Raw genomic sequence first — 27,000 nt, 5'->3', positions numbered from 1 at the left:
CCATGACCCAGGAAATCGGCGGCTTCGCCGCTCTTGAACTTCATCCTAATATTGTCGCTGCAGTAGTCGCTACCGGCTATGAAGAGCCTTCGGCCATTCAGCAGCAGTCGATCCCGATCATTCTCGCCGGTCACGATATGATTGGCCAGGCGCAAACCGGTACCGGTAAAACCGCTGCCTTTGCCCTGCCTATCCTGCACCGCATTGATCCGTCCAAGCGCGAGCCGCAAGCTCTGATCCTGGCCCCAACTCGTGAGTTGGCGCTACAAGTTGCAACCGCTTTCGAAACCTACGCCAAGCAAATGCCGGGCGTCACTGTTGTGGCTGTCTACGGCGGCGCGCCGATGGGCCCACAATTGAAAGCAATCCGTAATGGCGCACAGATCGTTGTCGCCACTCCGGGCCGTCTGTGCGACCACCTGCGTCGCGACGAAAAAGTTCTGGCGACCGTGAACCACCTGGTTCTCGACGAAGCAGACGAAATGCTCAAGCTGGGCTTCATGGACGACCTGGAAGTCATCTTCAAGGCCATGCCGGAAACCCGTCAGACCGTATTGTTCTCGGCTACCCTGCCGCAATCGATCCGTGCCATCGCTGAGCGCCACCTGCGCGATCCGAAGCACGTGAAGATCCAGAGCAAGACCCAGACCGTTACCGCGATCGAGCAGGCTCACCTGCTGGTTCACGCTGACCAGAAGACTTCTGCCGTTCTCAGCTTGCTGGAAGTGGAAGACTTCGACGCCCTGATCATGTTCGTGCGCACCAAGCAAGCGACCCTGGACCTGGCCAGCGCCCTGGAAGCCAAAGGCTACAAAGCCGCTGCGCTGAACGGTGACATTGCCCAGAACCAGCGTGAGCGCGTGATCGACTCCCTCAAGGATGGCCGTCTGGACATCGTTGTGGCGACCGACGTTGCTGCTCGTGGCCTGGACGTTCCGCGCATCACTCACGTGTTCAACGTTGACATGCCGTACGATCCAGAGTCCTACGTTCACCGTATCGGCCGTACCGGCCGTGCCGGTCGCGAAGGTCGTGCGCTGCTGCTGGTGACTCCACGTGAGCGCCGCATGCTGCAAGTGATCGAGCGTGTAACCGGTCAGAAGGTTGCTGAAGTTCGCCTGCCAGACGCTCAAGCCGTTCTGGATGCGCGCATCAAGAAGCTGACCAACAGCCTGTCGCCGCTGGTGGCCGAAGCCGAATCGACCCACGGTGATCTGCTTGATCGCCTGACCGCCGACATCGGTTGCAGCCCACGTGCCCTGGCCGCAGCCCTGCTGCGCAAGGCAACCAACGGTCAAGCGCTGAACCTGGCCGCTATCGAGAAAGAGCGTCCACTGGTGCCGAACAACGCACCGCGTGGCGATCGTCCAGAGCGTTCCGGTGATCGTCCTGAGCGTGGTGACCGCGAGCGTCGTGCTCCGATGCCACTGGGCGAAGGTCGTGCTCGTTGCCGTACCGCGCTGGGTGCGCGTGATGGCATCGCTGCCAAGAACCTGCTGGGCGCCATCCTCAACGAAGGTGGTCTGGCGCGTGAAGCCATCGGTCGCATCCAGGTGCGTGACAGCTTCAGCCTCGTCGAACTGCCGGAAGACGGTCTTGAGAAGTTGCTGAGCAAGCTGAAGGACACTCGCGTTGCCGGTAAGCAGTTGAAGCTGCGTCGCTACCGCGAAGATTGATCCGCTCCCGGGCTGATTGATCGAACATAAAAAATCCCCGACTGGTTCGGGGATTTTTTATGCATGGGTTTTGGGATTATTCCGCAGCTGGCCCACCACCCGCCGTCACCACCTGAATGCTCATGCGCGGTGTCGCCAGGTCCAGCCCGGCTTCATCCAGATGCCGTTTGAGCGACAGGTTGAACGCCCGTGAAACTTCCCATTGCTTGATCGGCGCGGTCTTGAACCGGGCCCGCAGAATCGCATTGCCGGACTCGAAACTCTCCACGCCCTGGAACTCCAGGGGCGACCAGATATTGCGCCGTTGCAGCGGATCGGTGCGCATTTTCTGGCCGACGTCGCGCATCAGCTTGATCGCATTGTCGATGTCCATGCTGGCAGGCACCGCGACCCGGAAGATCGCGTAGCCGAATTCCCGGGAGTAATTCTTGATGCTCTTGATTTCGCTGAACGGAATGGTGTGGACGATGCCATCGATGTCCCGCAGGCGTACGGTGCGAATGGTCAGGCCCTCGACGGTGCCCAGGTGGCCGCCGACGTCCACGTAGTCGTCGATGGCCAGGGAGTCTTCGATGATGATGAACAGGCCGGTAATCAGGTCTGCCACCAGCGATTGTGCGCCGAAACCGATGGCCAGGCCGATCACGCCGGCACCGGCCAGCAGTGGCGTAACGTTCATGCCCATGTTCGCCAGGGCGACAATCAGCGCGATGATGAAAATCGCCACGAACAGCACGTTGCGGATCAGCGGCATCATGGTCTGTGCGCGGGCGTTGGCCAGGCCTTTGCGCGAGCGAGTGAGGGCGTGATGCACGGCGGTGTCGCTGAGGATCCAGATCAGCCAGGCAAAGATCAGCGTGCCGATAAGGCTGAACAGTTTGACGCTGACCTCATGGCCTTCGCCTTCAGTGAAGCTGATCAGCGACATGCCCCAGACCCGCAGTCCCAGCTCGATGAATGCCAGCCATACCAACAGATGGGCCAGGGTGTAGAAGAAGTTTTTCAGGCGTTCCGAATACAGGGCGTGACGCTTCGCGCCGCGCTGCGGTTTGAGCGCGTGGCGGCGCACCAGGCCATTGATGACCATGCACAACACCAGCAACACGGTGCAGATCAGCGACTGGCGCAGCGCGGTACTGGTGTCGCCGGCCGAGACGAAGGTAGCGAACAGGGAAATCCCCACCAGCACCAGCGCCGGTACAAACCAGAAGGTGCCGAGAATTTCGATGGTGTCGCTGAGGGCGCGGCGGGTCAGGCGCCGGGACAGCGGCTGGTTGCGGATCAAGTGGGCAATCGGGCGGCGGAAACGCAGGATGAACAATCCCGTGGACAATGCCGCCAGTACATTGGCTACCGTCGCCGCGGTGTGGGCCAGGTGCACGCCAAGGCTTTCCGTCAGGCGCGGGTCGTTCAGGGCTTCACCGAAAGCGGCGAAACTGCCGATCAGCCACAGCGGGCGGAAGGCCTGGTGCCGCAGGATGTACAGGGCCCGGTGACGGTGCGGGCCGTCGAGCAGGGAAAAGGCAATCACGCAGATCGCGGAGAAACAGGTGCCGACCACCAGAGCGTAAGCCAGCACCATGGCCAGGCTTTTGCCGAGTGACGATGGCAGGGCGTAACTCATGTAGACGGTGATGACCAGGGCAATCAGCCACGGCCCCAGCTTGCGCAGGGCGAAACGCAGCATGTCCAGGGCCCTGGGGTGTTGCGGCAGTTCTTCGGTCAGGCCGAAACGCATTCGGACTCGATGGCTGACCCAGATCAGCGCCGCCGCCAGCAGGCTCCAGACCATCAGGATCATGGCAAAGGCGAAGATGATCGGCAGCCACTCGCTGGCCGGCAGTGCCAGCGCCATCAATTCATCCTTGGCCAGGTCGAACTCGCTGGACCAGCGAGTGATCGGGCTGTCGGCGCCGGAGAATTGTTTTTCGAAACTGGCCAGGGTTCCGCCAATCAGGCCCAGCACGCCTTCTTCGGCGGCCGGTTGGGCTTTTTTGGTGGCATCGCGCAGCTTCTTCAGATCCGCCAGCAGTTTGCTGCGCTGCTGATCGTTCTCCAGCGACTTGATGACTTCGTCCAGGGATTGCCCAAGGGGTTCCTGCGCCTCAGGTTGGGTTTTTGCCGGGCTGCCAAGCAGGCTCGGCAGCCCGGCGGCCTGGGCAGGCGCTGGCGCCATCAGTGTCATCAGGCTGATTAGGAAAAGGCACGGCAGGGCGAACAGGCGAGCGAACACTAGGCGGTCAACCTCTAAATGGGCAGATCGACCGAGTGTACGAGCCCGTCAAAACCAATGCGAGCGGGGGTGGGGATTTATTCGTTGAGTTTGGCGAGGATCTTGAAGATCACCGTGGCCAGGATCAACAGCATGCCGAGCCACATGGCGAGCACGCCAGCGTTCTTGTCGCGAAAATTGAAGCCGACTGCCAGCATGATCATCCCGATAAGAATGGGGATGAGCATGGCGTGGAACGAGGACATTGTGATCATGGCGACTGCCTTGTCGAAAGGGATAAGTGAAGTTTAGGTGGCTTTGTGGGGGCTGCCGTGCGGCAATTCGACTTACCCGCGAAGAACGATGACGCGGTGTGCCAGGGACACCGCATCGTCTGTTTTTCCGTAGGAGGCGATCCGACTTGCCGGCGAAGAACGATGACGCGGTGTACCAGGGGCACCGTAGCGTCTTGTTCACCGGCAAGCCTGGCTCCAACGGGTACGGGGGTTACGGTAGCTCGCGGCAGGCGTAGAACGCGCTGAGCACCTTCACCAGATGCGCCAGGTCATGGCTGCCGCACAGCTCGCGGATCGAATGCATCGCGAAGGTCGGCAGGCCGATGTCCACGGTACGCACACCCAGGTGGCTGGCGGTGATCGGGCCGATGGTCGACCCGCAACCCATGTCGCTGCGCACCACGAAGCTCTGTACCGGCACTTCTTCGGCCATGCACAGGTGACGGAAGAACCCGGCGGTTTCGCTGTTGGTGGCGTAGCGCTGGTTGCTGTTGACCTTGATCACGGGGCCGGCGTTGAGTTTCGGGCCGTGATTGGCATCGTGCTTGTCGGCGTAGTTGGGGTGCACGCCGTGGGCGTTGTCGGCCGAGATCAGCAGGGATTTCTGAATGGTGCGTACGAACTCATCGCCTTCCGGCAGCAGGCGACGCAACGTCTGCTCAAGCATCGGGCCGTCGGCGCCACAGGCCGAGCAGGAACCGACTTCCTCATGGTCATTGCAGACCAGGACGCAGGTTTCATCGGTGTCGGTGGTCAGCAGCGCTTGCAGGCCGGCATAACATGACAGCAGGTTGTCCAGGCGCGCACCGGCGATGAAATCGCCGTGCAGGCCGATGACGGCCGCGCTTTGGGTGTCGTAGAAGCTTAGTTCGTAATCCAGCACGACATCGGCGTTCAGGCCGTGTTCGCGGGCCAGCTGATCGGTGAGCACGGCGCGGAAGTCCACGCGTTCGTCCCCGGCGAATTGCGCCAGTACCGGCGGCAGTTCGGTCTGGGCGTTGATTGCCCAGCCCATGTTGGCTTCACGGTTGAGGTGAATGGCCAGGTTGGGGATGATCGCGATCGGTGCCTTGAAGTCGATCAGCTGGCTCTCGACCTTGCCGTCACGACGGAAAGTGACACGACCGGCCAGGGACAGGTCGCGGTCGAACCAGGGGGCCAGCAGCGCGCCGCCATAAACTTCCACGCCCAATTGCCAGAAACCCTGGCGTTGCAACTCCGGCTGGGGCTTGACCCGCAGGCACGGGCTGTCGGTGTGGGCGCCGACCAGTCGAATGCCGCCGTGCAGCGGCGAGTGCCGGCCCATCTTGATCGCGACGATCGACGAGTCATTGCGGGTGACGTAGTAGCGACCATTGGCTTCGGTGTTCCATGGCTCGCGTTCGTCCAGGCGTTGGAAGCCCGCCGCTTCCAGTCGCTGAACAAGGCTGGCGGTGGCATGAAACGGGGTAGGGGAGGCCTTGAGGAAATCGATCAGGCCTTGGTTCAACTCTTCGCGCATAAGTAGCTCCAGACAGCAATGGCGCCAGTTTAACGTATTGGCCCGAAGCATTGGACAAGAGCTTTCAGCGCCAGGCCTGGCCAGGTGCTCAATGTTATACAGCTTGAAACTGTTGTTGGACGAGATGCCATGGGCTTGCAGGCAGCGGCCGAGCTTGATGTAGTCCGGGCGTTCGCAGTCGTAGCTCAAAAGTAGCCCCAGGCAACAGGAGTGCAAGTTGACCGTATTGGCCTGGGGCAATGCAGGTGCGCTGTCGTCTGGAAATGTCTACCCGGTCCAATGGCCAGGTGCCGCTGTCAACCGGTGATCAATTTGCCGCTGAGGAAGACTTCACGTCGCTGTTTACGTCCGACATGTTCGTGTTTACTCGGGTGATAAGCCTCATCGAACTGTTTTCGCGAAACGCCGGGAAGCGCCTGGATGTATTGATCAACCAGGTGGTCATAGTCGGCTTCGGTAATCAGTTTGTAGATTTCGCGGTGATAGAAGAACCCCAACTGAAAACCGAGCGTCGCACTGAAGTGAGGGGGTGGCTCGGCAAAACAGTTTTCAAAGTCTATGGCTTGCAACGGTTTTTGCGACTTTTTGGGGATCATGATATTGCCGGCCCAGAAATCCATATGGGTGATGTTCTTTCGGGACAGCGAGCCAAGCAATTCGAACGCGTTGAGAATGAAGGTTACGACCTTGTCCGGGTTGTGTTTAAGCCACCGCATACCGTCGATGTGCTCATCGAGCAGGCGCGTGAGGATGAAGTATTCGCGGGTCAGGCCCAGACGATCCCGTGTATAGCCATATCCCTCCAGCGCGGGCATTGGAGCACCGCGGCGCTGGGCTTCCCGGGTGTTCAGCAACTCTTCCAGTGGCCAGTCGAACCGACCGTTGCGCTGTGGTTTGCCCAGGGTGACGCGCACTTTTGCCTTGAATGTATCCAATGGCTGCACCTTGGCAAACAGCGGCCTGGGGCCAGAGGACAGCGGTGCACTCGCCCGCGTGAGCTTGTTGGCTTTGCGTTTTTTTATGAGTTGTTCAAGCGCCTGTTGCGCTTCGACGCTGGGTGGCTGGCACAGGTGCAGGGTGGTATTGCCGGATACAAAGGTGATGGGGTAGTCGCTTTGAAGCTTTTTACTGCTGAGCACGGGGCTTCCTGCCTGGTATCAAATTGCCATTATTTTACGATTCATTACAAAATTATGACAATGATTTCACGAAATTTCCATGATTGGTTATTTGTAACGGCAAATGACAACGCCCTTCAAAGGAAGGGCGTTTCAAAGAGTTTCAGTGGTCACTCGCTCAAAAAGGTGCGGGGCACTCGAAGCGCAGTCGCTCACCGCTCTGCGGGTGAGTGAAGCTGAGCATGCTCGCATGCAGGCACAGGCGTGGCCAGGCGGCCAGGGCTTGCTCATGGGCGTAGAGTCCATCGCCCAGCAATGGGTGACCGATCGACAGCATGTGCACGCGCAATTGGTGCGAGCGCCCGGTGATCGGCGTGAGTTCGACGCGACACCAATCGCCGCAGCGCTCCAGTACACGCCAGAAGGTCAGGGCGTGTTTGCCGAATTCATGGTCCACCACGTGGCGTGGCTTGGTCGGCGGGTCGTAGCGCAGCGGCAAGTCGATGCTGCCACTGTCGAGGGCCGGCTGGCCCCAGCACAATGCGGTGTAGGCTTTTTCGGTTTCGCGATCGTGAAATTGCCTGGACAGTTCACGGTGTGTGTCGGCATCACGGGCCAGCAGGATGATGCCGGAGGTTTCCCAATCCAGTCGATGGACGATTCGCGCTTCCGGGTAGCCGTTTTCCTGCAGGCGGGTAATCAGGCAGTCCTTGTTGTCGTCGGCCCGGCCGGGCACGGAGAGCAACAGGGTGGGTTTGTTTACCACCAGGACAGCGGCGTCCTCATGGATGATGTGGATATTGGACAGCGGCATTAAACAGCCTCGTTACAAACGCCAACGGCGGTTCAGACCTGCAGGCCTGACCGCCGTGGTTCCAGCCGGATCGACTCAGCGATCTGGCAGGGTGATATTGAGTTCCAGAATCGAGCAGCTGCCCTGGCTTTCCAGTGCGACGTGCACGTCATCGGACCCGATATTGACGTACTTGCGAATCACTTCGACCAGTTCCTTCTGCAAGGCTGGCAGGTAATCCGGGGTACTGCGTTGGCCGCGTTCGTGCGCCACGATGATCTGTAGACGCTCTTTCGCTACCGACGCGGTGCTTTGCTTTTTGTTGGCACGAAAGAAGTCAAAAAGGTTCATTGTTTAGTTGCCTCCAAACAGGCGCTCGAAGAATCCCTTCTTCTGTACATCGAGGAAACGATGTTCCACGGTTTTGCCCAGCAGGCGGTCAACGGTATCGCTGTAAGCCTGGCCGGCATCGCTCTGGTCGTCGAGAATCACCGGAACGCCCTGGTTGGATGCCTTGAGCACCGCCTGGGATTCAGGGATCACGCCGAGCAGCGCCACCGAGAGGATTTCCTTGACGTCTTCGACGCCGAGCATTTCGCCCTTGCTCACGCGCTCTGGATGGTAACGGGTAATCAGCAGGTGTTCCTTGATCGGGTCTTCGCCGCGCTCGGCGCGACGGGACTTGCTGGCCAGCAGGCCGAGCATGCGGTCCGAATCTCGTACCGAGGACACTTCCGGGTTGGTCACCACGATCGCTTCGTCAGCGAAGTACATGGCCAGGTGGGCGCCTTTTTCGATGCCCGCCGGGGAGTCGCAGACCACGAACTCGAAGTCTTCCTTGAGTTGCATCAGGACTTTTTCCACGCCTTCGACCGTCAGCGCGTCTTTGTCGCGGGTCTGGCTGGCCGCCAGTACGTAGAGGTTTTCCAGGCGCTTGTCTTTGATCAGGGCCTGTTGCAGGTTGGCTTCGCCGTTGACCACGTTGACGAAGTCATACACCACGCGGCGCTCGCAACCCATGATCAGGTCGAGGTTACGCAAACCGACGTCGAAGTCGACGATGACTGTTTTGTGACCGCGCAGAGCGAGGCCGGTACCGATAGCGGCGCTGGTGGTGGTCTTACCCACACCACCCTTGCCGGATGTAACCACGAGAATCTTGGCCAAGGTGTTTCACCCCTAAGGAAAAAGGACTTTTAGCCCCTGAAAAACATCTCTTGAAAACTACAGCAGCGGGACAGCCTTGGCTGGAATATGGCCGCAGACGGTATTTACCCCCGGTAAACACTGTTTGTAGCCTGTTTCCTACTTCGTTTGAGCCGTTTTCGCTACGTTTTAGAGATGCTTGGAAAATGCGGCAGTATCCGTTAAAGCCGAATGATGTTCAACACGTCGCCTGACAGGCTGACCTGCACGCCCGAGCCCCACAACGGGTCGCGGCGCAGATCTTCGGAGACCTTGTAATGACCGGCGATGGAGATCAGTTCAGCGCTCATTTGCTGGCAGAAAATTCGTGCCTTGGTGTCGCCTTTGACGCCCGCCAGCACACGACCGCGCATCGCGCCGTATACATGGATGTTCCCATCGGCGAGAAGTTCCGCCCCCGGGCTGACCGAGGAGATCACCACCAGATCGCTGCCCTGGGCATAAATCTGCTGGCCACCGCGTACGGGCGAAGTGATGATTTTCGTCGGCTTGATGGTCGGTTCCGCTGGTTTTTCCGGCTTTTTCGCCACGACGCCTTCGTTCAGGTCCAGCGCCCGTTCACGGGCCCCGGACGGCGGCAGTACCGGCAGGTCGACTGCGATGGCCGCCGCGATGTCTTCGATGCGGTTGGCGCGGATAGCCAGGGTACGCAGGCCATGCTGGCGGCAGATGCGCATCAGGCCGGGCAGATCGACGGTGCCGCCGTTGGCCGGGAGCTTGTCCAGGGCCAGGACCAGCGGCGCGTTACTGAAGAAGTTCGGCGCCTGGGCGACCTTGGCGGCCAACTGCCGATCGAGGCCTTCAAGGTCATTTCGGGCCAGTTCCAGCACCGTTATGGCAAGCATGCTGCCCTTCAACTGGAACACGGGATCTTGGTCTAGCAGTTCGGTTTGGCTCATGGTCGGCATACAACGACTTGTCACTAAAAGTGCCCAGACTTATAACGAGAACGCCCGCGAGCCGCAAGCCGGGTCGAACGATGTAGAATGCGCGGCCAACGTCTTTTCGGAACCTTTAATGGATCGCCCGCGTTTTCGAACAACTTTTCTGATGCCGCGTTTCTGGCTGCTCTGGTGCGGCCTGGGGCTGTTATGGCTGATTGTCCAGCTGCCGTACCCTGCATTGCTGTGGATCGGTCGGGGCCTGGGCGCCTTGATGTATCGGGCAGCGGCCGACCGGCGGCGCATTGCCAAGCGGAATCTCGAGCTGTGCTTCCCGGAAAAATCCGCAGCCGAGCGCAAGCGCCTGCTCAAGGAGAACTTCGCGTCCACCGGTATCGCCTTCTTTGAAATGGCGATGAGCTGGTGGTGGTCGCGCGAGCGGCTGGCGAAACTGGCCCATGTCGAGGGCCTGGAGCACCTGAAGAATGCCCAGCGCGAAGGCAAGGGCGTGATCCTGATGGCCGTCCACTTCACCACGCTGGAAATCGGTGCGGCGCTGCTTGGCCAGCAGCACACCATCGACGGCATGTACCGCGAACACAAGAACCCGCTATTCGACTATGTACAGCGTCGCGGTCGCGAGCGGCATAATCTCGATTCGCTCGCCGTGGAGCGCGAGGATGTGCGTGGCATGCTCAAGTTGCTGCGGGCCGGCCGCGCGATCTGGTACGCACCGGACCAGGACTATGGCGCCAAGCAAAGCATTTTCGTGCCGTTGTTCGGCATACAGGCCGCTACCGTCACCGCCACCAGCAAATTCGCGCGGCTGGGCAAGGCACTGGTGGTGCCGTTCACCCAGGAGCGCCTGGCGGACGGCAGTGGTTATCGCCTGGTGATCCACGCACCGCTCGAAGGCTTTCCTGGTGAAACCGAAGAAGCCGACTGCTTGCGCATCAACCAATGGATCGAAGGCGTCTTGCGTGATTGTCCAGAGCAATACCTCTGGGCCCATCGCCGCTTCAAGAGCCGTCCGCCCGGCGAACCGAAGCTGTACGCAAAACGCGGCTGAACGGCCGATCCCGACATGCACCATGGAGTGTTGCGATGAGTCCTGCTGAACCCGTCACGGGGTTGAGCCTTTCCGGCGGCGGGGCTCGGGCGGCCTATCAGGTGGGCGTGCTGGCGGCGATTGCCGAGTTGTTGCCCTTGGGTGCGGACAATCCTTTTCCGGTGATTGTCGGCACCTCCGCCGGGGCGATCAATGCGGTCAGCCTGGCCAGCGGGGCGATGGATTTTCGCGCGGCCATCGAGCGGCTGACGGCGTTCTGGCAGGGTTTTCGCAGCCACCTGGTGTTGCGCAGCGACTGGCCGGGCGTGATCAGCCAGGCCACCCGGTTCGTCAGTCACAGCTTGTTGGGCCTTGGTGGCCAGGTGCCCGTGGCGTTGCTCAACAGCTCGCCGCTACGGGGGTTGCTCGACGACAAACTGCACATGGGCGGCATTGCCCACGCCATCGCGCAAAAGCAATTGCAGGCGGTTGCGGTCACGGCGTTCGGCTACGAATCCGGTCAGGCGGTGACGTTCTATCAGGGCGGCGGCACCATCGATGCCTGGTTGCGTCATCGGCGGATCGGCGTTCCCACACAATTGTCGGTTGACCATTTGCTCGCCAGTTCGGCCATTCCGCTGCTGTTCGCTCCAGTGAAAATCGGCGAAGAGTATTTCGGCGACGGCGCGGTGCGCCAGTCGGCACCGATCAGCCCGGCCCTGCACCTGGGCGCCAACCGGGTGCTGGTGGTGGGCGTCAGCGGCAACCCGCGTGGGTTCGACCCGGAGCAACCGCTGCAACGCGCCTACACGGGTCAGCAGCCAACCCTGGCGCAGATTGGTGGACACATGCTCAACAGTACGTTCATCGACAGCCTGGAAAGCGATATCGAGCTCTTGCAGCGCTTGAATCAGTTCAGCCGCCTCATGCCCGATGGCACGCCGATCCGTACGCTGGGGGTGGCGCCAGTCGAGGTGCTGGTGATTTCACCCAGTCAGCCGATCGACGAGATCGCCGCACGCCATCGCCAGGAGCTGCCAGCGGCGCTGCGCCTGTTCTTGCGCGGGCCGGGGGCGACCAGGACAAGCGGGGCAGGGGTGTTGAGTTATCTGCTGTTCGAGGCGGGGTATTGCAGCGAGTTGATTGATCTGGGGCGGCGGGATGCGTTGGCCAAGCGCGGGGAGATTTGCCGGTTTCTCGGGTTGGCGGAACCTGTGGTTTCGGCTTGAGATCTGCGGTGCGGCCATCGCGGGCAAGCCCGCTCCCACAGTGATTGGCGTCGGACACAAAATCTTCGTACGACGAAAAAACCTGTGGGAGCGGGCTTGCCCGCGAAGGCGTCCTTACAGGCGCCGCCGGATCAGAAGTGCACCTTGACCAGGAAGCTGGTCACGCTCTGATCGGTCTTGAAGCCCTGGCTGTCTTCGATACCGTACTTGTTTTTCCAGTAGTCATACTCGACACCCACGTACAACTGCTTTTCGCCCAGGCTCAGCGCCTTGCCCAGGTCATATTTGATCTGTGGGTTGAAGTGCAGGTTGGCGTGGTATTCGCCTTTCTTGTTGACGTCGTTGTCGACCACCCAGTCCATGAAACCGTCGATCAGGATGCTCGAGTCACCCACCGGAATGGTGTAGGACCAGGCTGGAGTGATCTGCCAGACATCGTCACCCGGGCGGTCGCCTTCGGTGTGGCGGTTGTAGAAGTTCAGCTGGAAGTAGTCGAAACCGGGGATGGCCAGGTCGAAACCCGGGCCGATCAGGTACGACTCGGTGTCGTCTTCGCCGAACTCATAGGTCATGGCCAGCAGCACGTCCTTGATCGGGCCGAACTCCAGCTTCTGATCGAAAATCTTGTTGAACGACAAACGCGGGCTGAATTCGCCGTAGTGGGTGTTCTTGCCCGCGAAGGCGTCTTCCTTGCCGTTGTAGAAGATTTTGTCGATGAAGAAGAAGTTGTCGCCGTATTTCCAGCCGTCGGCGTGTTCGAAGGTCACCGTCTGCTGGATGCGCGGGTTGACCTGGAAGTCCTTGCCATACAGGTAGGTCAGGCTGTTGTTCTGCCATTGCAGCAAGTCGCCGGCCATGGCCTGACCCCCTGCCAGCAACGATCCTGCCAGCATCAGGCTAGTGCACGTACGTTTCATTCGGTTGCTCCCAAAAAGTAGTGGTTTCACGTTATTTTTTTAAGGTCGACGCTCTGGTGTGGCGCCTTTTTCCGTAGCTGCAAAAAAATCATCCATTCGGTCAGCTTTGTGCTGTTAGCAAGAGCTGCGCCAAGGCTTTCAGAAAACAAAAAAACTCCCGCTCGGCTGCTTGAAAACAGTCGATTGAGAGTGGTTTGGGGATGCCTTGGTACCGTCCAGAGCCGGGATAAGTTGGCTTTCTGGTCAGGAATTAAATCCGGGCTTTTTTTTAAAGCGGATTCAGGCGGCCGCGGAGAATACTGACTCCTCGGCCAGGTCTCAAGTGCCCCGCAACAGCGCACCGACGACAGGTTTGGGGCACGGTTGCGGATCATCTTAGAAATGCACCTTCACCAGCAGGCTGGTGGTGTTTTCATTGGTGTCGAAGTTGCCGTTGTTTTCGATGCCGTACTTGTCTTTCCAGTAGCTGTATTCGACGCCGACGTACACCTGTTTTTCGCGCCAGCCGAGGGTTTTGCCCAGGTCGTATTTGATCTGCGGGTTGAAGTGCAGGTTGGCGTGATAGGTGCCGCGCGAGTTCTGGTCGTTGTCGACGACCCAGTCGAGGTAGCCGTCGATCAACAGGCTCGAGTTGCCCAGTGGCACGGTGTAGGACCAGGCCGGCGAGATCTGCCAGACATCGTCGCCGGGACGCGAGCCTTCGGTCTGGCGATAGTAGAAGTTCAAGGTGAAAAAGTTGAAGCCCGGTATCGCGATGTCGAAACCGGGGCCAATGAGGTAGGCCTCGGTGTCGTCTTCGCCATTCTCGTAGGTCATGGCCAGCAACACGTCCTTGATCGGGCCGAATTCGAAACGGCGGTCGAGGATCTTGCCGAAGGACAGGCGCGGGCTGAACTCGCCGTAGTAGGCGTGAGAGCCTTTGTTGCGGTCCTTCTCGCCGTTGTAGTAGGTGCTGTCGACGAACATGAAGTTGTCGCCGTACTTCCAGCGATCGGCGTGTTCGAAGGTGATCGTCTGCTGGATCGACGGGTTGACCGCGAAATCCTTGCCGTACAGATAGCTCAGGCTGTTGGTTTGCCACAACAGCAAATCGCCGGCCATGGCTTGGCTCGCGGCCAGGAGGCCAGCACCCAACAGCATGTTTTTCTGTGTACGAATCATCTGTTGCTCCCTCTTGTTGTTATTTTCAAGGCGCAGGAAACCCCTGCCCCCTGTAGGAGCGAGCCTGCTCGCGAAGGTCGTTAACGATTACGCGTGATATCTGGTTAAACGCGGTGTCTTTACGTCCATCGCGAGCAGGCTCGCTCCTACAGGGGTTTGGGCGTTTCTGTCTTAGTGGGCGTGGCAGTCGTTGATGGCCGCGCGTTCGGCGCCGCCGAGGATGTTGAACAGCAGGTTCAAGGTCAGGGCGCTAAGCGTGGCCATGGCGATACCGCTGTGGGTGATCGGGCTCATCCACACCGGCAGGTGGGCGAAAAATTCCGGACGTACCACCGGGATCAGGCCCATGCCGATGCTGACCGCCACCAGCAATTGGTTGCGTCGGTCACCGATGTCGGCTTCCTGCAGGATCTTGATCCCGGTGGCGGCGACCATACCGAACATCGCGATCGCCGCGCCGCCCAGCACCGCCGGTGGAATCGAGGCCACGAGGAACGCGGCCTTGGGCAGCAGGCTCAGCACGATCAGCAAGCCGCCGGCCACGATGGTCACCGAGCGGCAACGCACGCCGGTCATCTGCACCAGGCCGATGTTCTGCGCGAAGGAGGAGTGGGTGAAGGTGTTGAAGAAGCCGGCGAAGAACGAGGCGCCGGCATCGCACAGCAAGCCGCGACGCAGCATCCGTGGGCAGACTTCCTGGCCGGTGATCTTCCCCAGGGCCAGGAACATCCCGGTGGATTCGACGAAAATGATCACCACCACCAGGCACATCGAGAGGATCGGAGCGAGCTCGAATTTCGGCATGCCGAAGTGCAGCGGGGTGACGAATTGCAGCCATGGCGCCTGGGCCATGCCACTGAGGTCGACCATGCCCAGCAGGCCGCAGAGCACGTAGCCCAGGCACATGCCGATCAGCACGGAAATATTGACCCAAAAACCGCGCATGAAGCGATGCACCAGCAGGATGGTGCCCAGCACCAGCGCGGCAATGGTCAGGTAGATCGGCGAACCGAATTGAGCGGCGTCAGCACCGCCGCCGGCCCAGTTCACGGCCACGGGGAACAGTGACAAACCGATCGAGGTGATGACCGTGCCGGTGACCAGGGGCGGGAAGAAGCGCACGACTTTGCACATGAACGGCGCGATGAGCATGCCGAAGAACCCGGCGGCGATGGTCGCGCCGAAGATCCCCTGCAGGCCGATGCCCGGCATGCCCGCCATGGCGACCATGCTGCCGACGGCGGCGAAACTGGCACCCATCATCACCGGCATGCGGATGCCCATGGGGCCGATACCGAGAGACTGGACGATGGTGGCGATGCCGGCGACCAGCAGGTCGGCGTTGATCAGGAAGGCGATTTCTTCACGATTCAGGCCAGCGGCCTGTCCGATGATCAGCGGCACCGCGATGGCGCCGCCGTACATCAGCAGAACATGTTGCAGACCGACCAGGATCAGTTGCAAAAGGGGCAAACGCTGAATGGCGGGTGCGTCGGGGATGCGTGCTTGGGAGAGCTCGGACATGCAACACCTCGGAACATTTTTATTCTTGTGATTTTTTGCATCAGGGCGACCGCATCGCGGCCAATCGCTGGCAAGCCAGCTCCCACAGGATTTAGGTGATCCCTGTGGGAGCTGGCTTGCCAGCGATGCTTTTCGCTACTTAGTTGGTCGGAGCACCCTGAACGATCCAGGCGCCGATCAGGTCACGTTCCTGCTGGGTCATCTGGGTGATGTTGCCCAACGGCATGATCTGGGTGGCGACGGCTTGAGCCTGGATGCGCGCCGCGTTCTGGCGGATCTGCTCGGGGGTGTCGAACATCACGCCGGCGGGAGCGGCGCTGAACAGCGGGCTGGTCGGTTTGGCCGAATGGCAAACCGCGCAACGTTCCTGAATCACGCTGTGCACCTTGTCGAAACCAGGGCCGGCGTTGGACGCCTGGGCTGGCGCGGTTGCTGGCGCCTCGGCAGGTTTTGCGTCAGCCGGTTTCAAACCACCCCCCACTGCTGTTTCCGGCAGAGGCTGGTACTCGATCGCGGCAGGTGCCTTGGCCACTTCCGGCGCGCTGGACATCGGCTTCGGACCGGACACGTAGGCCAGGCAGATCATGCCCACCGCTGCCACCGGCAGGGTCCAGGCAAACTTGTGGCTGTCGTGACGGGTGTTGAAGTAGTGACGCACCAACACCGCCAGCACCGCGATCCCGGCCAGGATCAACCAGTTGTACTGGCTGCCATAGGTGCTCGGGAAGTGGTTGCTGATCATGATGAACAGCACTGGCAAGGTGAAGTAGTTGTTGTGACGCGAACGCAGCAGGCCTTTGGCCGGCAGCGCCGGATCGGGCGTGCGGTTCTCGGCGATGGCCGCCACCAGTGCGCGTTGCGCCGGCATGATGATGCGGAACACGTTGCCGACCATGATGGTGCCGATGATCGCGCCGACGTGCAGGTACGCACCACGACCGCTGAACACCTTGCTGAAGCCATAGGCAGCGCCGATGATCAGCACGAACAGGATGAAACCCAGCAGGGCAGGGCGTTTGCCCAGGGCCGAGTCGCAGAGGAAGGAGTAGATGAACCAGCCGATGAACAGCGAGCCGATACCGATGGCCACGCCTTCAGGGCCGCTCAGGGTGCTGCCCGGAGCCAGCAGGTAGAGCGTCGGGTTGGAGTAGAACACCACGCACAGCAGCGCGATCCCCGACATCCAGGTGAAGTAGGCTTCCCATTTGAACCAGTGCAGGTTGTCCGGCATGGTCGGTGGGGCCAACTTGTATTTTTCCAGGTGGTAGATACCGCCGCCGTGGATCGCCCACAAGTCACCGGCCAGACCGCTTTTCGGGTTGACCCGATTGAGGTTGTTCTCCAGCCAGACGAAATAGAACGACGCACCGATCCAGGCCACGCCAGTAATCATGTGAACCCAGCGCACGCTCAGGTTCAGCCATTCCAACAGATGTGCTTCCACAGTCTTTACCTCTCGCCCGTCACTCTTGTTGTCGAGTGATCGGACCTTCTCTTATTGGTGGGGGGCGAGGATCAAACGCTCATCCTCTTTGAAAAAATGCTCATCGCAGTTATTGCCTGTGCCACTGCGATCAACCACCAGGAAGTCATCCCGCTTTTCGATCGTCAGCACCGGGTGGTGCCAGACGCCGCGATGGTAATTAATGCCCTGCCTGCCGTTGGTGACGAAGGCGCGGACCAAGCCTGATACAGGTTCATCGCCAAGTGGCGCGACCACGATCAGAAAGGGGTTGCCGAGCAGCGGAATGAAAGCCTGGCTGCCCAGCGGATGACGCTCCAGCATGCTGACGGTCAGCGGCATGTCCTGCGCGTCGGCGCGGAAGATGCTGATGATCGCGTTGTCTTCTGGCTTTGCGGTTTCGACCACAGCCAGTTTATGGAAGCGCATGGTCGAACCGTTGTTGATCATGAAGTGATCGCTGCCGTCGGTATCGATCACGTCACCGAAAGGGGCGAAGGCTTCTTTGGTCAGCGGTTCAATCGTCAGTGTGCGCATGCTGGTCTTCTTATCCAAAATTCTGTGTTGTTAGAACTATCGCCATCGCGGGCAAGCCCGCTCCCACAGTGGACTGTGGCGTTCACAAGACCTGTGGGAGCTGGCTTGCCAGCGATTGGGTTCACCCTTATTTAGCTACCTTGCCGAGAACGCGCAGGCGGCTCACACCACCATCCGGGAACACGTTCAGGCGGATGTGGGTGATCGGGCCCAGGGCCTTGATCTGCTCGGCGAAGGTGTGTTCGGCGTGCATTTCCAGCTTCTGGCTTGGCAGCAGTTCGCGCCAGAACAGCGACTGGGTTTCGATCTGGCTGTCGGTACCGCCTTTCACGAACGCGCCCTGGATCGAGCAGCTGTCCGGGTAGTTGCCCTTGAAGTGCAGGGTGTCGACGATGATTTTTTCGATCTCGCCCGGGTGGCCCAGGGCGACGATCACCCAGTCATTGCCTGGCGTGCGACGACGTGCGGTTTCCCAGCCGTCGCCCATGTTGATGCCACGGCCCGGGTTGAGGATGTTGCTCATGCGGCCGAAGTGTTCGTCGGAGCAGGCGAGGGCGCGGCCACCGTTGAGGGCTGCGGCCAGGTCGACTTGCTCGTTGTCGCCCACAGCGGACCAGTCGCGGAACGGGATGCCGTACACACGCAGACGGGCTACGCCGCCATCCGGGTAGATGTTGAAGCGCAAGTGGCTGAAGGCCTGGTCGTTGCTGATTTCGTGGTAGTGGTGGCTGTTGCCTTGCAGCTCGACGGCCGACAGCACTTCAGTCCACTGGGTGTTTTCGTTCGGCTCGCCTTCGGCCAGGAAGCAGGCTTCCAGGGAAGCCGACGGCGGGAAGTTACCGGTGAAGAATGAAGTGTCGATGTCCACGCCCTTGATCGAACCTGGCACGCCCAGGCGGATCACTGCGCTGTCGAAGCCTTCGAAGCGCTTGCGGCGCGACTCCCAGCCGTCCATCCACTTGCCGTTGTCATCGAACACGCCCTCCTTCCACACGGCCGGGGTCGGTTGGAACAGACGGTTGGCGTCTGCGAACCAGTCATCGGTGACCGAGATGATTTTGGTGCCCAGGCGGGCGTCGGCCAGGTTGACGAACTTCTCGAAAGGTACGGCGTAAGCTTTCATTCTTCTTGTCTGCCTTTAATAAGTTGGCTTGGGATGCTTGCAGTGCCCTGGGTGCTTCAGCGTTTTTAACACTCGGGCAAAACTCGCTATAGGGTCAGTAATCGGAACAGGGCGATCTTGTTGATCTCCGCCAGCGCGCACTTGAACTCGGTCTCTTCCGGGTTGTGAATGCGCGTTTCGAACGCCGCGAGGATCTGATGCCGGTTGCTGCCTTTTACCGCCATGATGAAGGGAAACTTGAACTTGGCCTTGTAGGCGTCGTTCAGCTCGGTGAAGCGAGTAAACTCTTCGGCCGTGCATTGGTGAATACCGGCGCCAGCCTGTTCATTGGTGCTGGCTTCGGTCAACTGGCCCTGGACGGCGGCTTTGCCGGCCAGGTCCGGGTGAGCGTTGATCAGGGCCAGTTGGCTTTGATGATCGGCGCTCAACAGGATGTCGCTCATGCGCTGGTGCAGGGTTTCGATCTCGTCGATCGAAGCGTCCTGGCCCAGGTCGAAGGCCTTCTCGGCCACCCATGGCGAATGTTCGTAGATGTCGGCGAAGGCTTTGACGAAAGCGTCGCGGCTCAAGGTCGAGGGTTTCAGCGTTTGAAAGGCGCTCATTTCGCGGCCCCTTGGTACGGGTGGGTTTCCTGCCAGTGGCGTGCGATGTCGACGCGGCGGCTGAACCACACCTGTTCATGACTTTTAGCGTATTCGATAAAGCGCTTGAGCGAAGCCAGACGCGCCGGACGGCCGATCAGGCGGCAGTGCAGGCCGATCGACAGCATTTTCGGGGCTTCGGCGCCTTCGGCGTAGAGCACGTCGAACGCATCCTTGAGGTATTCGAAGAAGTCGTCGCCCTTGTTGAAACCCTGGACCTGGGTGAAGCGCATGTCGTTGGTGTCCAGGGTGTACGGGATCACCAGGTGCGGCTTGCCGGTCGGGTTGTTCGGTTCCCAGTAGGGCAGGTCGTCGTCGTAGGTGTCGCAGTCGTAGAGGAAACCGCCTTCTTCCATCACCAGCTTGCGGGTGTTGGGGCCGGTGCGACCGGTGTACCAGCCCAGCGGACGCTCGCCGGTGATTTCGGTGAGGATGCGGATCGCCTCGAGCATGTGCTCGCGTTCCTGGTTCTCGTCCATGTACTGGTAGTCGATCCAGCGATAGCCGTGGCTGCAGATCTCGTGGCCGGCATCGACCATCGCGCGGATCACATCCGGGTGACGCTGGGCGGCCATGGCCACGGCGAAGACGGTCAGCGGAATGTCGAATTCCTTGAACAGCTTCAGAATCCGCCAGACGCCGGCGCGGCTGCCATACTCGTAAAGCGATTCCATGCTCATGTTGCGCGCGCCCTGCAGCGGCTGGGCGGAGACCATTTCCGAAAGAAACGCTTCGGACTCTTTATCGCCGTGCAGGATGTTGCGCTCGCCGCCTTCTTCGTAATTGAGTACGAATGACAGGGCGATGCGGGCATTGCCCGGCCAGTGTGGGTGCGGAGGGTTACTGCCGTAACCGATCAGGTCGCGAGGGTAGTCAGCGCTCACTGCAGTCTTCCTTCTTGTATTCGTGATGACAGTTGGTGTGACGCGACTAAAGGTTGGATCACTGGCTGGCGTCACAGCGATGGGTTGATTGTATACAACTTTATATTCACTTTGTAAGCCTGATTTTTTGCATTTTTCGTTAACGGTCATCTTTGCGTGCGATTGACATGCACCTGCAAGAAATCTGCCTGACTGGTCAGTTAATGATTGTGGGCTTCAGGGGAGGTAAGGTTTCCCGGGAAATCGGCGGGATTTTCATCGTTGGCGCCGTCAGCCGCAAAAATGTCGTTTTTATTGTGTACAATTTTTTTGAAAAGTGTCTTAATCAATCGCTCGCCGCAGCTTTTCGTGCTCCGAATCGGTGCGGTCTCCTTTTCATCTGACTTCGGGAGGCGCGAAGTCTGGCTGCTCCATGCAGGCAGGCGCGCAGAATCAATGGGACGTTTGACTACACACGTTTTGGACGCTGCACATGGTTGCCCGGGCAGCTCGATCAAGGTCGAGTTGTACCGCGTTGAAGGTTCGCAGCTGGAATTGGTCGCCAGCGCGATAACCAACAGCGATGGCCGTGTCGATGCACCGCTGCTGCAGGGCGATGACTACCGGACCGGGGTCTATCAGGTTCAGTTCCATGCGGGCGACTACTACCGCGCCCGTGGCGTCCAGTTGCCGGAGCCGGCATTCCTGGATGTGGTGGTGCTGCGTTTTGGCATCTCTGCCGAGCAGGATCACTACCATGTGCCGCTGCTCATTTCGCCCTACAGCTATTCAACGTACCGAGGAAGCTGATCCCCCAAGCAGCTTTCTCCACCTGGAAGCGACTGCGCATATAGCTTCTTTGGTCTTTCGCCCGCTCACACTGCGGGCTTTTTTTCGCAAAAAATCCTTGGCGGCAAAGGCCGGATTTGCTGCTACATACAGTCCATCCCGCCTAAACAGGGTGTGGCGAAGACAATTCAGTTACTTATTCAGCAGGCAAAAAGGCGATTCATGTAGTATAACTACAAGCGTGCTACATCCCCGGCGCCTGCCAAATAAAAAAGAGTCCAGCCCTTTGAATCTGCTGCAACACATCGCCCAGTCTCGCCACCTGTTACGCAAGTCGGAGCTCAAGGTCGCCGATCACGTTTTGCTTGATCCTGCGGCCGTGATGCACAGTTCCATGGCTGACCTGGCCCACAGCGTGGGGATCAGTGAGCCGACCATCGTGCGCTTTTGCCGCGCCATCGGTTGCTCGGGTTTCCAGGACTTGAAGCTGAAGCTGGCCCAGAGCCTGGCGGCGGGCGCGAGTTTCGGGCAGTTCGCGATCCATGAGGACGATTCGGTAGCGGACTACAGCCTGAAGATTTTCGACACCACCCTGCACACGCTGATGGAGGTTCGCGAGAAACTCGATCCGCTGGAGTTGCAGCGCGCGGTGACGCTCATGTCCCAGGCCCAGCGCGTCGAGTTCTATGGTTTCGGCGCCTCCGGTGCGGTGGCGGCGGATGCGCAGCACAAGTTCTTTCGCTTGCTGCTCACGGCGGCGGCGTATTCCGATCCGCACATGCAGGCGATGTCGGCGGTCACCCTGAAACCCAGCGACGTGGCGATCTGCATTTCGCAGTCCGGCCGCTCCAAGGATTTGCTGATCACCGCCAACCTGGTGCGTGAGAGCGGCGCCTCGTTGATTACCTTGTGCCCAAGCCAGACGCCTTTGGCGGAACTGTCGACCGTCAACCTGGCCATCGACGTTCATGAAGACACCGAAATCTACACGCCGCTGACTTCGCGTATCGCCCACCTGGTGGTGATCGACGTGTTGGCCATGGGCGTGGCCATGGCCCGCGGGCCGAGCCTGGTCAACCACCTCAAGAGCGTCAAGCGCAGCCTGCGCAGCTTGCGCCTGTCGCCCAAGTCGGTGAAAGCGCTGGACGACTGATTCTGATCTGAAATCTCTGGAAGGTCGTTCCGACCTTAATCGCGAGCAGGCTCGCTCCCACAATTGACCGGCAGTGGGCGCCGGACCTGTGGGAGCGAGCCTGCTCGCGAAGGCGTCCTCGAAGGCGCCGAACATTCACATCCCTGTAACCCGCTCGCCGCCAAACCGTCATTCCTCGCGCCTATCTTGAAACTCCCGTACTCGACTTGGGAGAACCGAAATGGGCCAGCCCTACGAAGAACGCAACAGCGCCGTCAAAACCCGTCGTCAGCAGGAAGACCAGCGCCGCATGGCGTTTCGCCGTGCCATCGAAGATCGCTGTGAGCAGCGTCAGCTTCAGGCCGAGATCGCTGATTTTACGGGCGACCTGGAGCTCAATTACTGGCAGGCGGCAGCGCCGACTTCCCGTCGAAGCGCTCAACCAGCGCGCTGATCTGAATTCTTTCGCTACGAATGAACGCAAGGAAAGCGTGAGCCACCGGTGACAGGCGCTTGGCCTTGGCCTGTACCAGGCACCAGCTGCGGTAGAGCGGCAGTTCTTCGATCGGCAACTCGATCAAGCCGCCGGTGGCCAACTCAAGGTTCAGGGCGTGGCGCGTCAACAGCGCCACGCCCAGACCCGCCAGCACGCATTCGCGCTGGGCTTCGGCCGAAGAGACCTCCTGGGTCTGGTTGAAGTGCACGCGCTTCTCCTTGAAGTATTCTTCGCAGGCCAATCGCGTTCCCGAACCCACCTCGCGCATCAGCAAGGTGTAAGGCTCAAGGTCCTGCAGGCGCAAGGGCCCCTGGTGGCACAACGGGTGGTCGGGCGGTGCCACCGCCACGATCGGATTGTTCAGGAACGGCAAAAACTCCAGCCCCATGTCCTGTGGCACCATGGACATGATCACCAGGTCGTCGCGGTTGTCCGACAGGCGCCGGATCACCTGGGCACGATTGACCACGGTAAGCTGCAGGTTCACTTCCGGATGCTGGCGCTTGAACGCGGCAAACAGGTGCGGCACGAAATACTTGGCGCTCGATTCCACCGCCAGTTTCAGTTGGCCTTGCAAGGATCCCTGCATGTCCGACAGCTGCATGTCGAGGTTTTCCAGGCGCCCGAAAATGTCCCGGCTCGCCCGTTGCAGGGCTTCCGCGGCTTCGGTCATGTAGAGTTTTTTGCCGACATAATCGAACAGGGGCTGGCCCACCAGTTCCTCAAGCTGCCGAATCTGCAGGCTGACGGCCGGCTGTGTGAGGGACATTTCGTCGGCTGCGCGGCTGTAGGACCTCAGGTCACAGACTTCGTTGAAGATCTGCAATTGACGTAATGTCATACGCATCAAGGACTTACGCATTATTTGAGCACTCTGGCCACAGGCTGGTGCATCAACTATAAGTCTTTACTTATGCATGACCCAATAATTATTCATTTTTGTTAATCCCTTGTGAGCGCTAGTGTGGCGTTGCGACCAAATTGAAACATTTGGTCACGCGTCGACCTGGTCTAGCAGGTCGTGGGTACCACCGGATCAAGGGAAACTCCAAGTGATAAAAAAGATCCTGATCGCCAACCGCGGTGAGATTGCCGTACGAATCGTACGCGCTTGTGCCGAAATGGGCATTCGCTCGGTCGCGATCTATTCCGACGCCGATCGTCATGCCTTGCATGTCAAGCGTGCGGATGAGGCCCACAGTATCGGTGCCGAGCCACTGGCCGGTTACCTGAACCCGCGCAAGCTGGTGAACCTGGCCGTGGAAACCGGTTGCGATGCCTTGCACCCTGGCTACGGTTTCCTCTCGGAAAACGCCGAGCTGGCAGACATCTGCGCCGAACGCGGGATCAAATTCATCGGTCCATCGGCTGAAGTCATTCGCCGCATGGGTGACAAGACCGAAGCACGCCGCAGCATGATCAAGGCGGGCGTTCCGGTCACGCCGGGTACCGAAGGCAACGTCTCCGGTATCGAAGAGGCCCTGACCGAAGGCGACCGTATCGGTTACCCGGTGATGCTCAAGGCCACTTCCGGTGGTGGCGGTCGCGGTATCCGTCGCTGCAACAGCCGAGAAGAACTTGAACAGGCGTTCCCGCGCGTCATTTCCGAAGCCACCAAGGCGTTCGGTTCCGCGGAAGTGTTCCTGGAAAAGTGCATCGTCAACCCCAAGCACATCGAAGCGCAGATCCTCGGCGACAGCTTTGGCAACGTGGTGCACCTGTTCGAGCGTGATTGCTCGATCCAGCGCCGCAACCAGAAGCTGATCGAAATCGCACCGAGCCCGCAACTGACCCCAGAACAGCGCGCCTACATCGGCGACCTGTCGGTGCGCGCAGCCAAGGCCGTGGGTTACGAGAACGCCGGTACCGTGGAGTTCCTGCTCGCCGAGGGCGAGGTGTACTTCATGGAAATGAACACCCGGGTGCAGGTGGAACACACCATCACCGAAGAAATCACCGGCATCGACATCGTCCGCGAGCAGATCCGCATTGCGTCCGGCCTGCCGCTCTCGGTGAAACAGGAAGACATCCAGCACCGCGGTTTCGCGCTGCAATTTCGGATCAACGCCGAAGACCCGAAAAACAACTTCCTGCCGAGCTTCGGCAAGATCACCCGTTACTACGCACCCGGCGGTCCGGGCGTACGGACAGACACGGCGATCTACACCGGCTATACCATTCCACCGTTCTACGATTCCATGTGCCTGAAACTGGTGGTGTGGGCGCTGACCTGGGAAGAAGCGATGGACCGTGGCCTGCGCGCGCTGGACGACATGCGTGTGCAAGGGGTCAAGACCACCGCGGCGTACTACCAGGAAATCCTGCGTAACCCGGAATTCCGTAGCGGCCAGTTCAACACCAGCTTCGTCGAAAGCCACCCTGAACTGACCAACTACTCGATCAAGCGCAAACCCGAAGAGCTGGCCCTGGCCATCGCTGCCGCCATTGCCGCCCACGCAGGCCTGTGAGGAATAGAATAATGAGCAAGAAGATTCATGTAACCGATACCATCCTGCGCGACGCCCACCAATCGCTGCTCGCGACCCGCATGCGCACCGAAGACATGCTGCCGATCTGCGACAAGCTCGACAAGGTCGGCTACTGGTCGCTGGAGTGCTGGGGTGGCGCAACGTTCGACGCCTGCGTCCGTTTCCTCAAGGAAGATCCGTGGGAGCGTCTGCGCCAATTGCGCGCCGCGTTGCCTAACACGCGCCTGCAAATGCTCCTGCGCGGCCAGAACCTGCTGGGCTATCGCCACTACAGCGACGACGTGGTCAAGGCCTTCGTCGCCAAGGCAGCGGTCAACGGCATCGACGTGTTCCGCATCTTCGACGCCATGAACGACGTGCGTAACCTGCGCGTGGCCATCGAAGCGGTGAAAGCCGCCGGCAAGCACGCCCAGGGCACCATCGCCTACACCACCAGCCCGGTGCACACCATCGACGCGTTCGTGGCACAGGCCAAGCAAATGGAAGCCATGGGTTGCGACTCGGTGGCGATCAAGGACATGGCCGGCCTGCTGACCCCGTACGCCACCGGCGAACTGGTCCGGGCGTTGAAAGCCGAGCAGTCGCTGCCCGTGTTCATCCATTCGCACGACACCGCCGGCCTGGCAACCATGTGCCAGCTCAAGGCCATCGAAAACGGCGCCGACCACATCGACACCGCGATCTCCAGCTTCGCCTCGGGCACCAGCCACCCGGGCACCGAATCGATGGTTGCCGCCCTCAAAGGCAGCGAGTTCGATACCGGCCTGGACCTGGAGTTGCTGCAGGAAATCGGCCTGTACTTCTACGCCGTGCGCAAGAAGTACCACCAGTTCGAAAGCGAATTCACCGCCGTCGACACCCGGGTTCAAGTCAACCAGGTGCCGGGCGGGATGATTTCCAACCTGGCCAACCAGTTGAAAGAGCAGGGCGCCCTGAACCGTATGGGCGAAGTGCTGGCAGAGATTCCCCGGGTTCGTGAAGACCTCGGTTTCCCGCCACTGGTGACCCCGACTTCGCAGATCGTCGGCACCCAGGCGTTTTTCAACGTACTGGCCGGCGAGCGCTACAAGACCATCACCAACGAAGTGAAGCTGTACCTGCAAGGCGGCTACGGCAAGGCGCCGGCCCCGGTGAACGAGCAACTGCGTCGCCAGGCCATTGGCAGCGAAGAAGTGATCGACGTGCGTCCGGCGGACCTGCTCAAGCCGGAAATGGCCAAGCTGCGCGCCGACATCGGTGCCCTGGCCAAGTCTGAAGAAGACGTGCTGACCTACGCCATGTTCCCGGACATCGGGCGCAAGTTCCTCGAAGAACGTGCAGCGGGCACCCTGACCCCTGAAGTGCTGTTGCCGATTCCAGAAGCTGGTGGCGTCGCCTCGGCTGGCGGCGAAGGCGTGCCGACCGAGTTCGTCATCGACGTCCACGGCGAAACCTACCGCGTCGACATCACCGGTGTGGGCGTCAAGTCTGAAGGCAAGCGTCACTTCTACCTGTCCATCGACGGCATGCCGGAAGAAGTGGTGTTCGAACCGCTCAACGAATTCGTCGGCGGTGGCAGCAGCAAGCGCAAGCAGGCGTCGGCCCCGGGCCACGTCAGCACCACCATGCCAGGCAACATCGTCGATGTGCTGGTCAAGGAAGGCGACACCGTCAAGGCGGGCCAGGCTGTGCTGATCACCGAAGCGATGAAGATGGAAACCGAAGTCCAGGCAGCCATCGCCGGCAAAGTCACCGCCATTCACGTGGCCAAGGGCGACCGGGTGAATCCGGGCGAGATCCTGATCGAGATCGAAGGCTGAGTTAACGGCCGCGATACAACGCTTTAAACCTCGGGGGGGCATGTGCTCCCCTTTTTTTGCGCTGGATTTAATAAATCTGCATTTTAATGCAGGTGTGCCCTGTCTTT

Annotated in this window: 27 protein-coding genes; 9 read left to right on the top strand and 18 right to left on the bottom strand. The window is 60.1% G+C overall.

The window, feature by feature from the left end:
- Window positions 1–2 precede the first annotated feature (2 nt).
- On the top strand, window positions 3–1,676 hold the full coding sequence (locus PMI35_RS23440) for a DEAD/DEAH box helicase (RefSeq protein ID WP_008056987.1): 1,674 nt from the start codon (window positions 3–5) through the stop codon (window positions 1,674–1,676).
- Between the two features lie 76 nt (window positions 1,677–1,752).
- On the opposite strand, the gene PMI35_RS23445 is transcribed toward PMI35_RS23440, so the two are convergent.
- The 8 genes from PMI35_RS23445 to minC form a co-directional block, all read right to left on the bottom strand.
- The gene (locus PMI35_RS23445; RefSeq protein ID WP_008056985.1) at window positions 1,753–3,909 is read right to left on the bottom strand and encodes a mechanosensitive ion channel family protein; all 2,157 of its coding nucleotides are present in this window, start codon (window positions 3,907–3,909) and stop codon (window positions 1,753–1,755) included.
- 77 nt (window positions 3,910–3,986) lie between these two features.
- Window positions 3,987–4,163: a hypothetical protein gene (locus tag PMI35_RS34920; RefSeq protein ID WP_008056983.1), complete on the bottom strand. Its 177-nt coding sequence runs from the start codon at window positions 4,161–4,163 to the stop codon at window positions 3,987–3,989.
- A 232-nt stretch (window positions 4,164–4,395) separates the two neighbouring features.
- On the bottom strand, window positions 4,396–5,685 hold the full coding sequence (locus PMI35_RS23450; RefSeq protein ID WP_008056981.1) for a M18 family aminopeptidase: 1,290 nt from the start codon (window positions 5,683–5,685) through the stop codon (window positions 4,396–4,398).
- Window positions 5,686–5,981: 296 nt separating this feature from the next.
- The gene (locus PMI35_RS23455) at window positions 5,982–6,824 is read right to left on the bottom strand and encodes a hypothetical protein (RefSeq protein WP_008056979.1); all 843 of its coding nucleotides are present in this window, start codon (window positions 6,822–6,824) and stop codon (window positions 5,982–5,984) included.
- A 157-nt stretch (window positions 6,825–6,981) separates the two neighbouring features.
- Window positions 6,982–7,617, bottom strand: coding sequence for an RluA family pseudouridine synthase (locus tag PMI35_RS23460; RefSeq protein WP_008056978.1), 636 nt, complete (start codon window positions 7,615–7,617; stop codon window positions 6,982–6,984).
- Between the two features lie 75 nt (window positions 7,618–7,692).
- Window positions 7,693–7,947, bottom strand: a complete 255-nt coding sequence (gene minE / locus PMI35_RS23465; RefSeq protein WP_007974947.1) for a cell division topological specificity factor MinE — start codon at window positions 7,945–7,947, stop codon at window positions 7,693–7,695.
- A gap of 3 nt (window positions 7,948–7,950) precedes the next feature.
- On the bottom strand, window positions 7,951–8,763 hold the full coding sequence (gene minD / locus PMI35_RS23470; protein ID WP_008056976.1) for a septum site-determining protein MinD: 813 nt from the start codon (window positions 8,761–8,763) through the stop codon (window positions 7,951–7,953).
- A gap of 200 nt (window positions 8,764–8,963) precedes the next feature.
- Window positions 8,964–9,701 (bottom strand): septum site-determining protein MinC, encoded by a 738-nt coding sequence (gene minC, locus PMI35_RS23475; RefSeq protein WP_008056974.1) that lies wholly within the window; start codon window positions 9,699–9,701, stop codon window positions 8,964–8,966.
- A 118-nt stretch (window positions 9,702–9,819) separates the two neighbouring features.
- On the opposite strand from minC, the gene PMI35_RS23480 reads away from it, so the two are divergent.
- Window positions 9,820–10,752, top strand: coding sequence for a lipid A biosynthesis lauroyl acyltransferase (locus tag PMI35_RS23480; protein ID WP_008056973.1), 933 nt, complete (start codon window positions 9,820–9,822; stop codon window positions 10,750–10,752).
- A 35-nt stretch (window positions 10,753–10,787) separates the two neighbouring features.
- Window positions 10,788–11,960 carry a patatin-like phospholipase family protein gene (locus PMI35_RS23485; protein WP_008056971.1) on the top strand — a complete coding sequence of 391 codons (1,173 nt, stop codon included), beginning with the start codon at window positions 10,788–10,790 and terminating at the stop codon, window positions 11,958–11,960.
- A gap of 131 nt (window positions 11,961–12,091) precedes the next feature.
- Here PMI35_RS23485 and PMI35_RS23490 read toward each other — a convergent pair whose 3' ends face one another.
- The 9 genes from PMI35_RS23490 to puuE all read right to left on the bottom strand — a co-directional run bounded on the left by PMI35_RS23490 (window position 12,092) and on the right by puuE (window position 20,209).
- On the bottom strand, window positions 12,092–12,877 hold the full coding sequence (locus PMI35_RS23490) for an outer membrane protein OmpK (RefSeq protein WP_008056970.1): 786 nt from the start codon (window positions 12,875–12,877) through the stop codon (window positions 12,092–12,094).
- A gap of 26 nt (window positions 12,878–12,903) precedes the next feature.
- On the bottom strand, window positions 12,904–13,251 hold the full coding sequence (locus tag PMI35_RS34585) for a hypothetical protein (protein WP_157295597.1): 348 nt from the start codon (window positions 13,249–13,251) through the stop codon (window positions 12,904–12,906).
- A 1-nt stretch (window position 13,252) separates the two neighbouring features.
- Window positions 13,253–14,038 (bottom strand): outer membrane protein OmpK, encoded by a 786-nt coding sequence (locus PMI35_RS23495; RefSeq protein ID WP_008056969.1) that lies wholly within the window; start codon window positions 14,036–14,038, stop codon window positions 13,253–13,255.
- A gap of 171 nt (window positions 14,039–14,209) precedes the next feature.
- Window positions 14,210–15,562, bottom strand: a complete 1,353-nt coding sequence (locus tag PMI35_RS23500; protein WP_008056967.1) for a nucleobase:cation symporter-2 family protein — start codon at window positions 15,560–15,562, stop codon at window positions 14,210–14,212.
- Window positions 15,563–15,701: 139 nt separating this feature from the next.
- Window positions 15,702–17,006 (bottom strand): urate hydroxylase PuuD, encoded by a 1,305-nt coding sequence (locus tag PMI35_RS23505; RefSeq protein ID WP_008056964.1) that lies wholly within the window; start codon window positions 17,004–17,006, stop codon window positions 15,702–15,704.
- A gap of 51 nt (window positions 17,007–17,057) precedes the next feature.
- Entirely contained in the window at window positions 17,058–17,561 is a 504-nt protein-coding gene (locus PMI35_RS23510; RefSeq protein ID WP_008056963.1) for an ureidoglycolate lyase, read from the bottom strand.
- Window positions 17,562–17,688: 127 nt separating this feature from the next.
- Window positions 17,689–18,684, bottom strand: a complete 996-nt coding sequence (gene alc, locus PMI35_RS23515) for an allantoicase (RefSeq protein WP_008056961.1) — start codon at window positions 18,682–18,684, stop codon at window positions 17,689–17,691.
- A gap of 86 nt (window positions 18,685–18,770) precedes the next feature.
- Window positions 18,771–19,286 (bottom strand): 2-oxo-4-hydroxy-4-carboxy-5-ureidoimidazoline decarboxylase, encoded by a 516-nt coding sequence (gene uraD, locus PMI35_RS23520; RefSeq protein ID WP_008056958.1) that lies wholly within the window; start codon window positions 19,284–19,286, stop codon window positions 18,771–18,773.
- A complete protein-coding gene (puuE, locus tag PMI35_RS23525) occupies window positions 19,283–20,209 on the bottom strand; it encodes an allantoinase PuuE (RefSeq protein WP_008056957.1) in 927 nt (308 codons plus the stop codon). Before puuE ends, uraD begins: the two co-directional genes overlap by 4 nt.
- Window positions 20,210–20,376: 167 nt before the next feature.
- Here puuE and PMI35_RS0132385 point away from each other — a divergent pair, with 167 nt between their 5' ends.
- The 4 genes from PMI35_RS0132385 to PMI35_RS23540 all read left to right on the top strand — a co-directional run bounded on the left by PMI35_RS0132385 (window position 20,377) and on the right by PMI35_RS23540 (window position 22,563).
- Window positions 20,377–20,592 (top strand): hypothetical protein, encoded by a 216-nt coding sequence (locus PMI35_RS0132385; RefSeq protein ID WP_032831460.1) that lies wholly within the window; start codon window positions 20,377–20,379, stop codon window positions 20,590–20,592.
- 52 nt (window positions 20,593–20,644) lie between these two features.
- Window positions 20,645–20,998, top strand: coding sequence for a hydroxyisourate hydrolase (gene uraH / locus PMI35_RS23530; protein ID WP_008031462.1), 354 nt, complete (start codon window positions 20,645–20,647; stop codon window positions 20,996–20,998).
- A 265-nt stretch (window positions 20,999–21,263) separates the two neighbouring features.
- Window positions 21,264–22,130: a transcriptional regulator HexR gene (gene hexR / locus PMI35_RS23535; protein ID WP_008056956.1), complete on the top strand. Its 867-nt coding sequence runs from the start codon at window positions 21,264–21,266 to the stop codon at window positions 22,128–22,130.
- A 220-nt stretch (window positions 22,131–22,350) separates the two neighbouring features.
- Entirely contained in the window at window positions 22,351–22,563 is a 213-nt protein-coding gene (locus tag PMI35_RS23540) for a PA3496 family putative envelope integrity protein (RefSeq protein WP_008056955.1), read from the top strand.
- On the opposite strand, the gene PMI35_RS23545 is transcribed toward PMI35_RS23540, so the two are convergent.
- On the bottom strand, window positions 22,505–23,467 hold the full coding sequence (locus tag PMI35_RS23545; RefSeq protein WP_008056954.1) for a LysR family transcriptional regulator: 963 nt from the start codon (window positions 23,465–23,467) through the stop codon (window positions 22,505–22,507). The genes PMI35_RS23540 and PMI35_RS23545 overlap by 59 nt on opposite strands.
- A 190-nt stretch (window positions 23,468–23,657) precedes the next feature.
- Between PMI35_RS23545 and PMI35_RS23550 the strand changes: the two genes are divergently transcribed.
- Together PMI35_RS23550 and oadA are read left to right on the top strand one after the other, a co-directional pair.
- The gene (locus PMI35_RS23550; RefSeq protein ID WP_008056950.1) at window positions 23,658–25,073 is read left to right on the top strand and encodes an acetyl-CoA carboxylase biotin carboxylase subunit; all 1,416 of its coding nucleotides are present in this window, start codon (window positions 23,658–23,660) and stop codon (window positions 25,071–25,073) included.
- An 11-nt stretch (window positions 25,074–25,084) separates the two neighbouring features.
- Window positions 25,085–26,893 (top strand): sodium-extruding oxaloacetate decarboxylase subunit alpha, encoded by a 1,809-nt coding sequence (gene oadA / locus PMI35_RS23555; RefSeq protein WP_008056949.1) that lies wholly within the window; start codon window positions 25,085–25,087, stop codon window positions 26,891–26,893.
- Window positions 26,894–27,000 lie beyond the last annotated feature (107 nt).

Origin of the sequence: Pseudomonas sp. GM78, assembly GCF_000282475.1 — a bacterium.
Taxonomy (GTDB): Bacteria; Pseudomonadota; Gammaproteobacteria; order Pseudomonadales; family Pseudomonadaceae; genus Aquipseudomonas.
Note: the sequence above shows the minus strand (reverse complement) of the source record. Positions and strands in the feature narration are given on the sequence as shown.

What these genes read in the sequence shown, in the direction of transcription:
- PMI35_RS23440 (WP_008056987.1), top strand. Translation starts at nt 3, where the DNA reads ATGACCCAGGAAATCGGCGGCTTCGCCGCTCTTGAACTTCATCCTAAT.
- PMI35_RS34920 (WP_008056983.1), bottom strand. Translation starts at nt 4,163, where the DNA reads ATGATCACAATGTCCTCGTTCCACGCCATGCTCATCCCCATTCTTATC.
- PMI35_RS23450 (WP_008056981.1), bottom strand. Translation starts at nt 5,685, where the DNA reads ATGCGCGAAGAGTTGAACCAAGGCCTGATCGATTTCCTCAAGGCCTCC.
- PMI35_RS23460 (WP_008056978.1), bottom strand. Translation starts at nt 7,617, where the DNA reads ATGCCGCTGTCCAATATCCACATCATCCATGAGGACGCCGCTGTCCTG.
- minE (WP_007974947.1), bottom strand. Translation starts at nt 7,947, where the DNA reads ATGAACCTTTTTGACTTCTTTCGTGCCAACAAAAAGCAAAGCACCGCG.
- minC (WP_008056974.1), bottom strand. Translation starts at nt 9,701, where the DNA reads ATGAGCCAAACCGAACTGCTAGACCAAGATCCCGTGTTCCAGTTGAAG.
- PMI35_RS23480 (WP_008056973.1), top strand. Translation starts at nt 9,820, where the DNA reads ATGGATCGCCCGCGTTTTCGAACAACTTTTCTGATGCCGCGTTTCTGG.
- PMI35_RS23485 (WP_008056971.1), top strand. Translation starts at nt 10,788, where the DNA reads ATGAGTCCTGCTGAACCCGTCACGGGGTTGAGCCTTTCCGGCGGCGGG.
- PMI35_RS23490 (WP_008056970.1), bottom strand. Translation starts at nt 12,877, where the DNA reads ATGAAACGTACGTGCACTAGCCTGATGCTGGCAGGATCGTTGCTGGCA.
- PMI35_RS34585 (WP_157295597.1), bottom strand. Translation starts at nt 13,251, where the DNA reads ATGATCCGCAACCGTGCCCCAAACCTGTCGTCGGTGCGCTGTTGCGGG.
- PMI35_RS23495 (WP_008056969.1), bottom strand. Translation starts at nt 14,038, where the DNA reads ATGATTCGTACACAGAAAAACATGCTGTTGGGTGCTGGCCTCCTGGCC.
- PMI35_RS23500 (WP_008056967.1), bottom strand. Translation starts at nt 15,562, where the DNA reads ATGTCCGAGCTCTCCCAAGCACGCATCCCCGACGCACCCGCCATTCAG.
- PMI35_RS23510 (WP_008056963.1), bottom strand. Translation starts at nt 17,561, where the DNA reads ATGCGCACACTGACGATTGAACCGCTGACCAAAGAAGCCTTCGCCCCT.
- alc (WP_008056961.1), bottom strand. Translation starts at nt 18,684, where the DNA reads ATGAAAGCTTACGCCGTACCTTTCGAGAAGTTCGTCAACCTGGCCGAC.
- uraD (WP_008056958.1), bottom strand. Translation starts at nt 19,286, where the DNA reads ATGAGCGCCTTTCAAACGCTGAAACCCTCGACCTTGAGCCGCGACGCT.
- PMI35_RS0132385 (WP_032831460.1), top strand. Translation starts at nt 20,377, where the DNA reads ATGCACCTGCAAGAAATCTGCCTGACTGGTCAGTTAATGATTGTGGGC.
- uraH (WP_008031462.1), top strand. Translation starts at nt 20,645, where the DNA reads ATGGGACGTTTGACTACACACGTTTTGGACGCTGCACATGGTTGCCCG.
- PMI35_RS23540 (WP_008056955.1), top strand. Translation starts at nt 22,351, where the DNA reads ATGGGCCAGCCCTACGAAGAACGCAACAGCGCCGTCAAAACCCGTCGT.
- PMI35_RS23545 (WP_008056954.1), bottom strand. Translation starts at nt 23,467, where the DNA reads ATGCGTAAGTCCTTGATGCGTATGACATTACGTCAATTGCAGATCTTC.
- oadA (WP_008056949.1), top strand. Translation starts at nt 25,085, where the DNA reads ATGAGCAAGAAGATTCATGTAACCGATACCATCCTGCGCGACGCCCAC.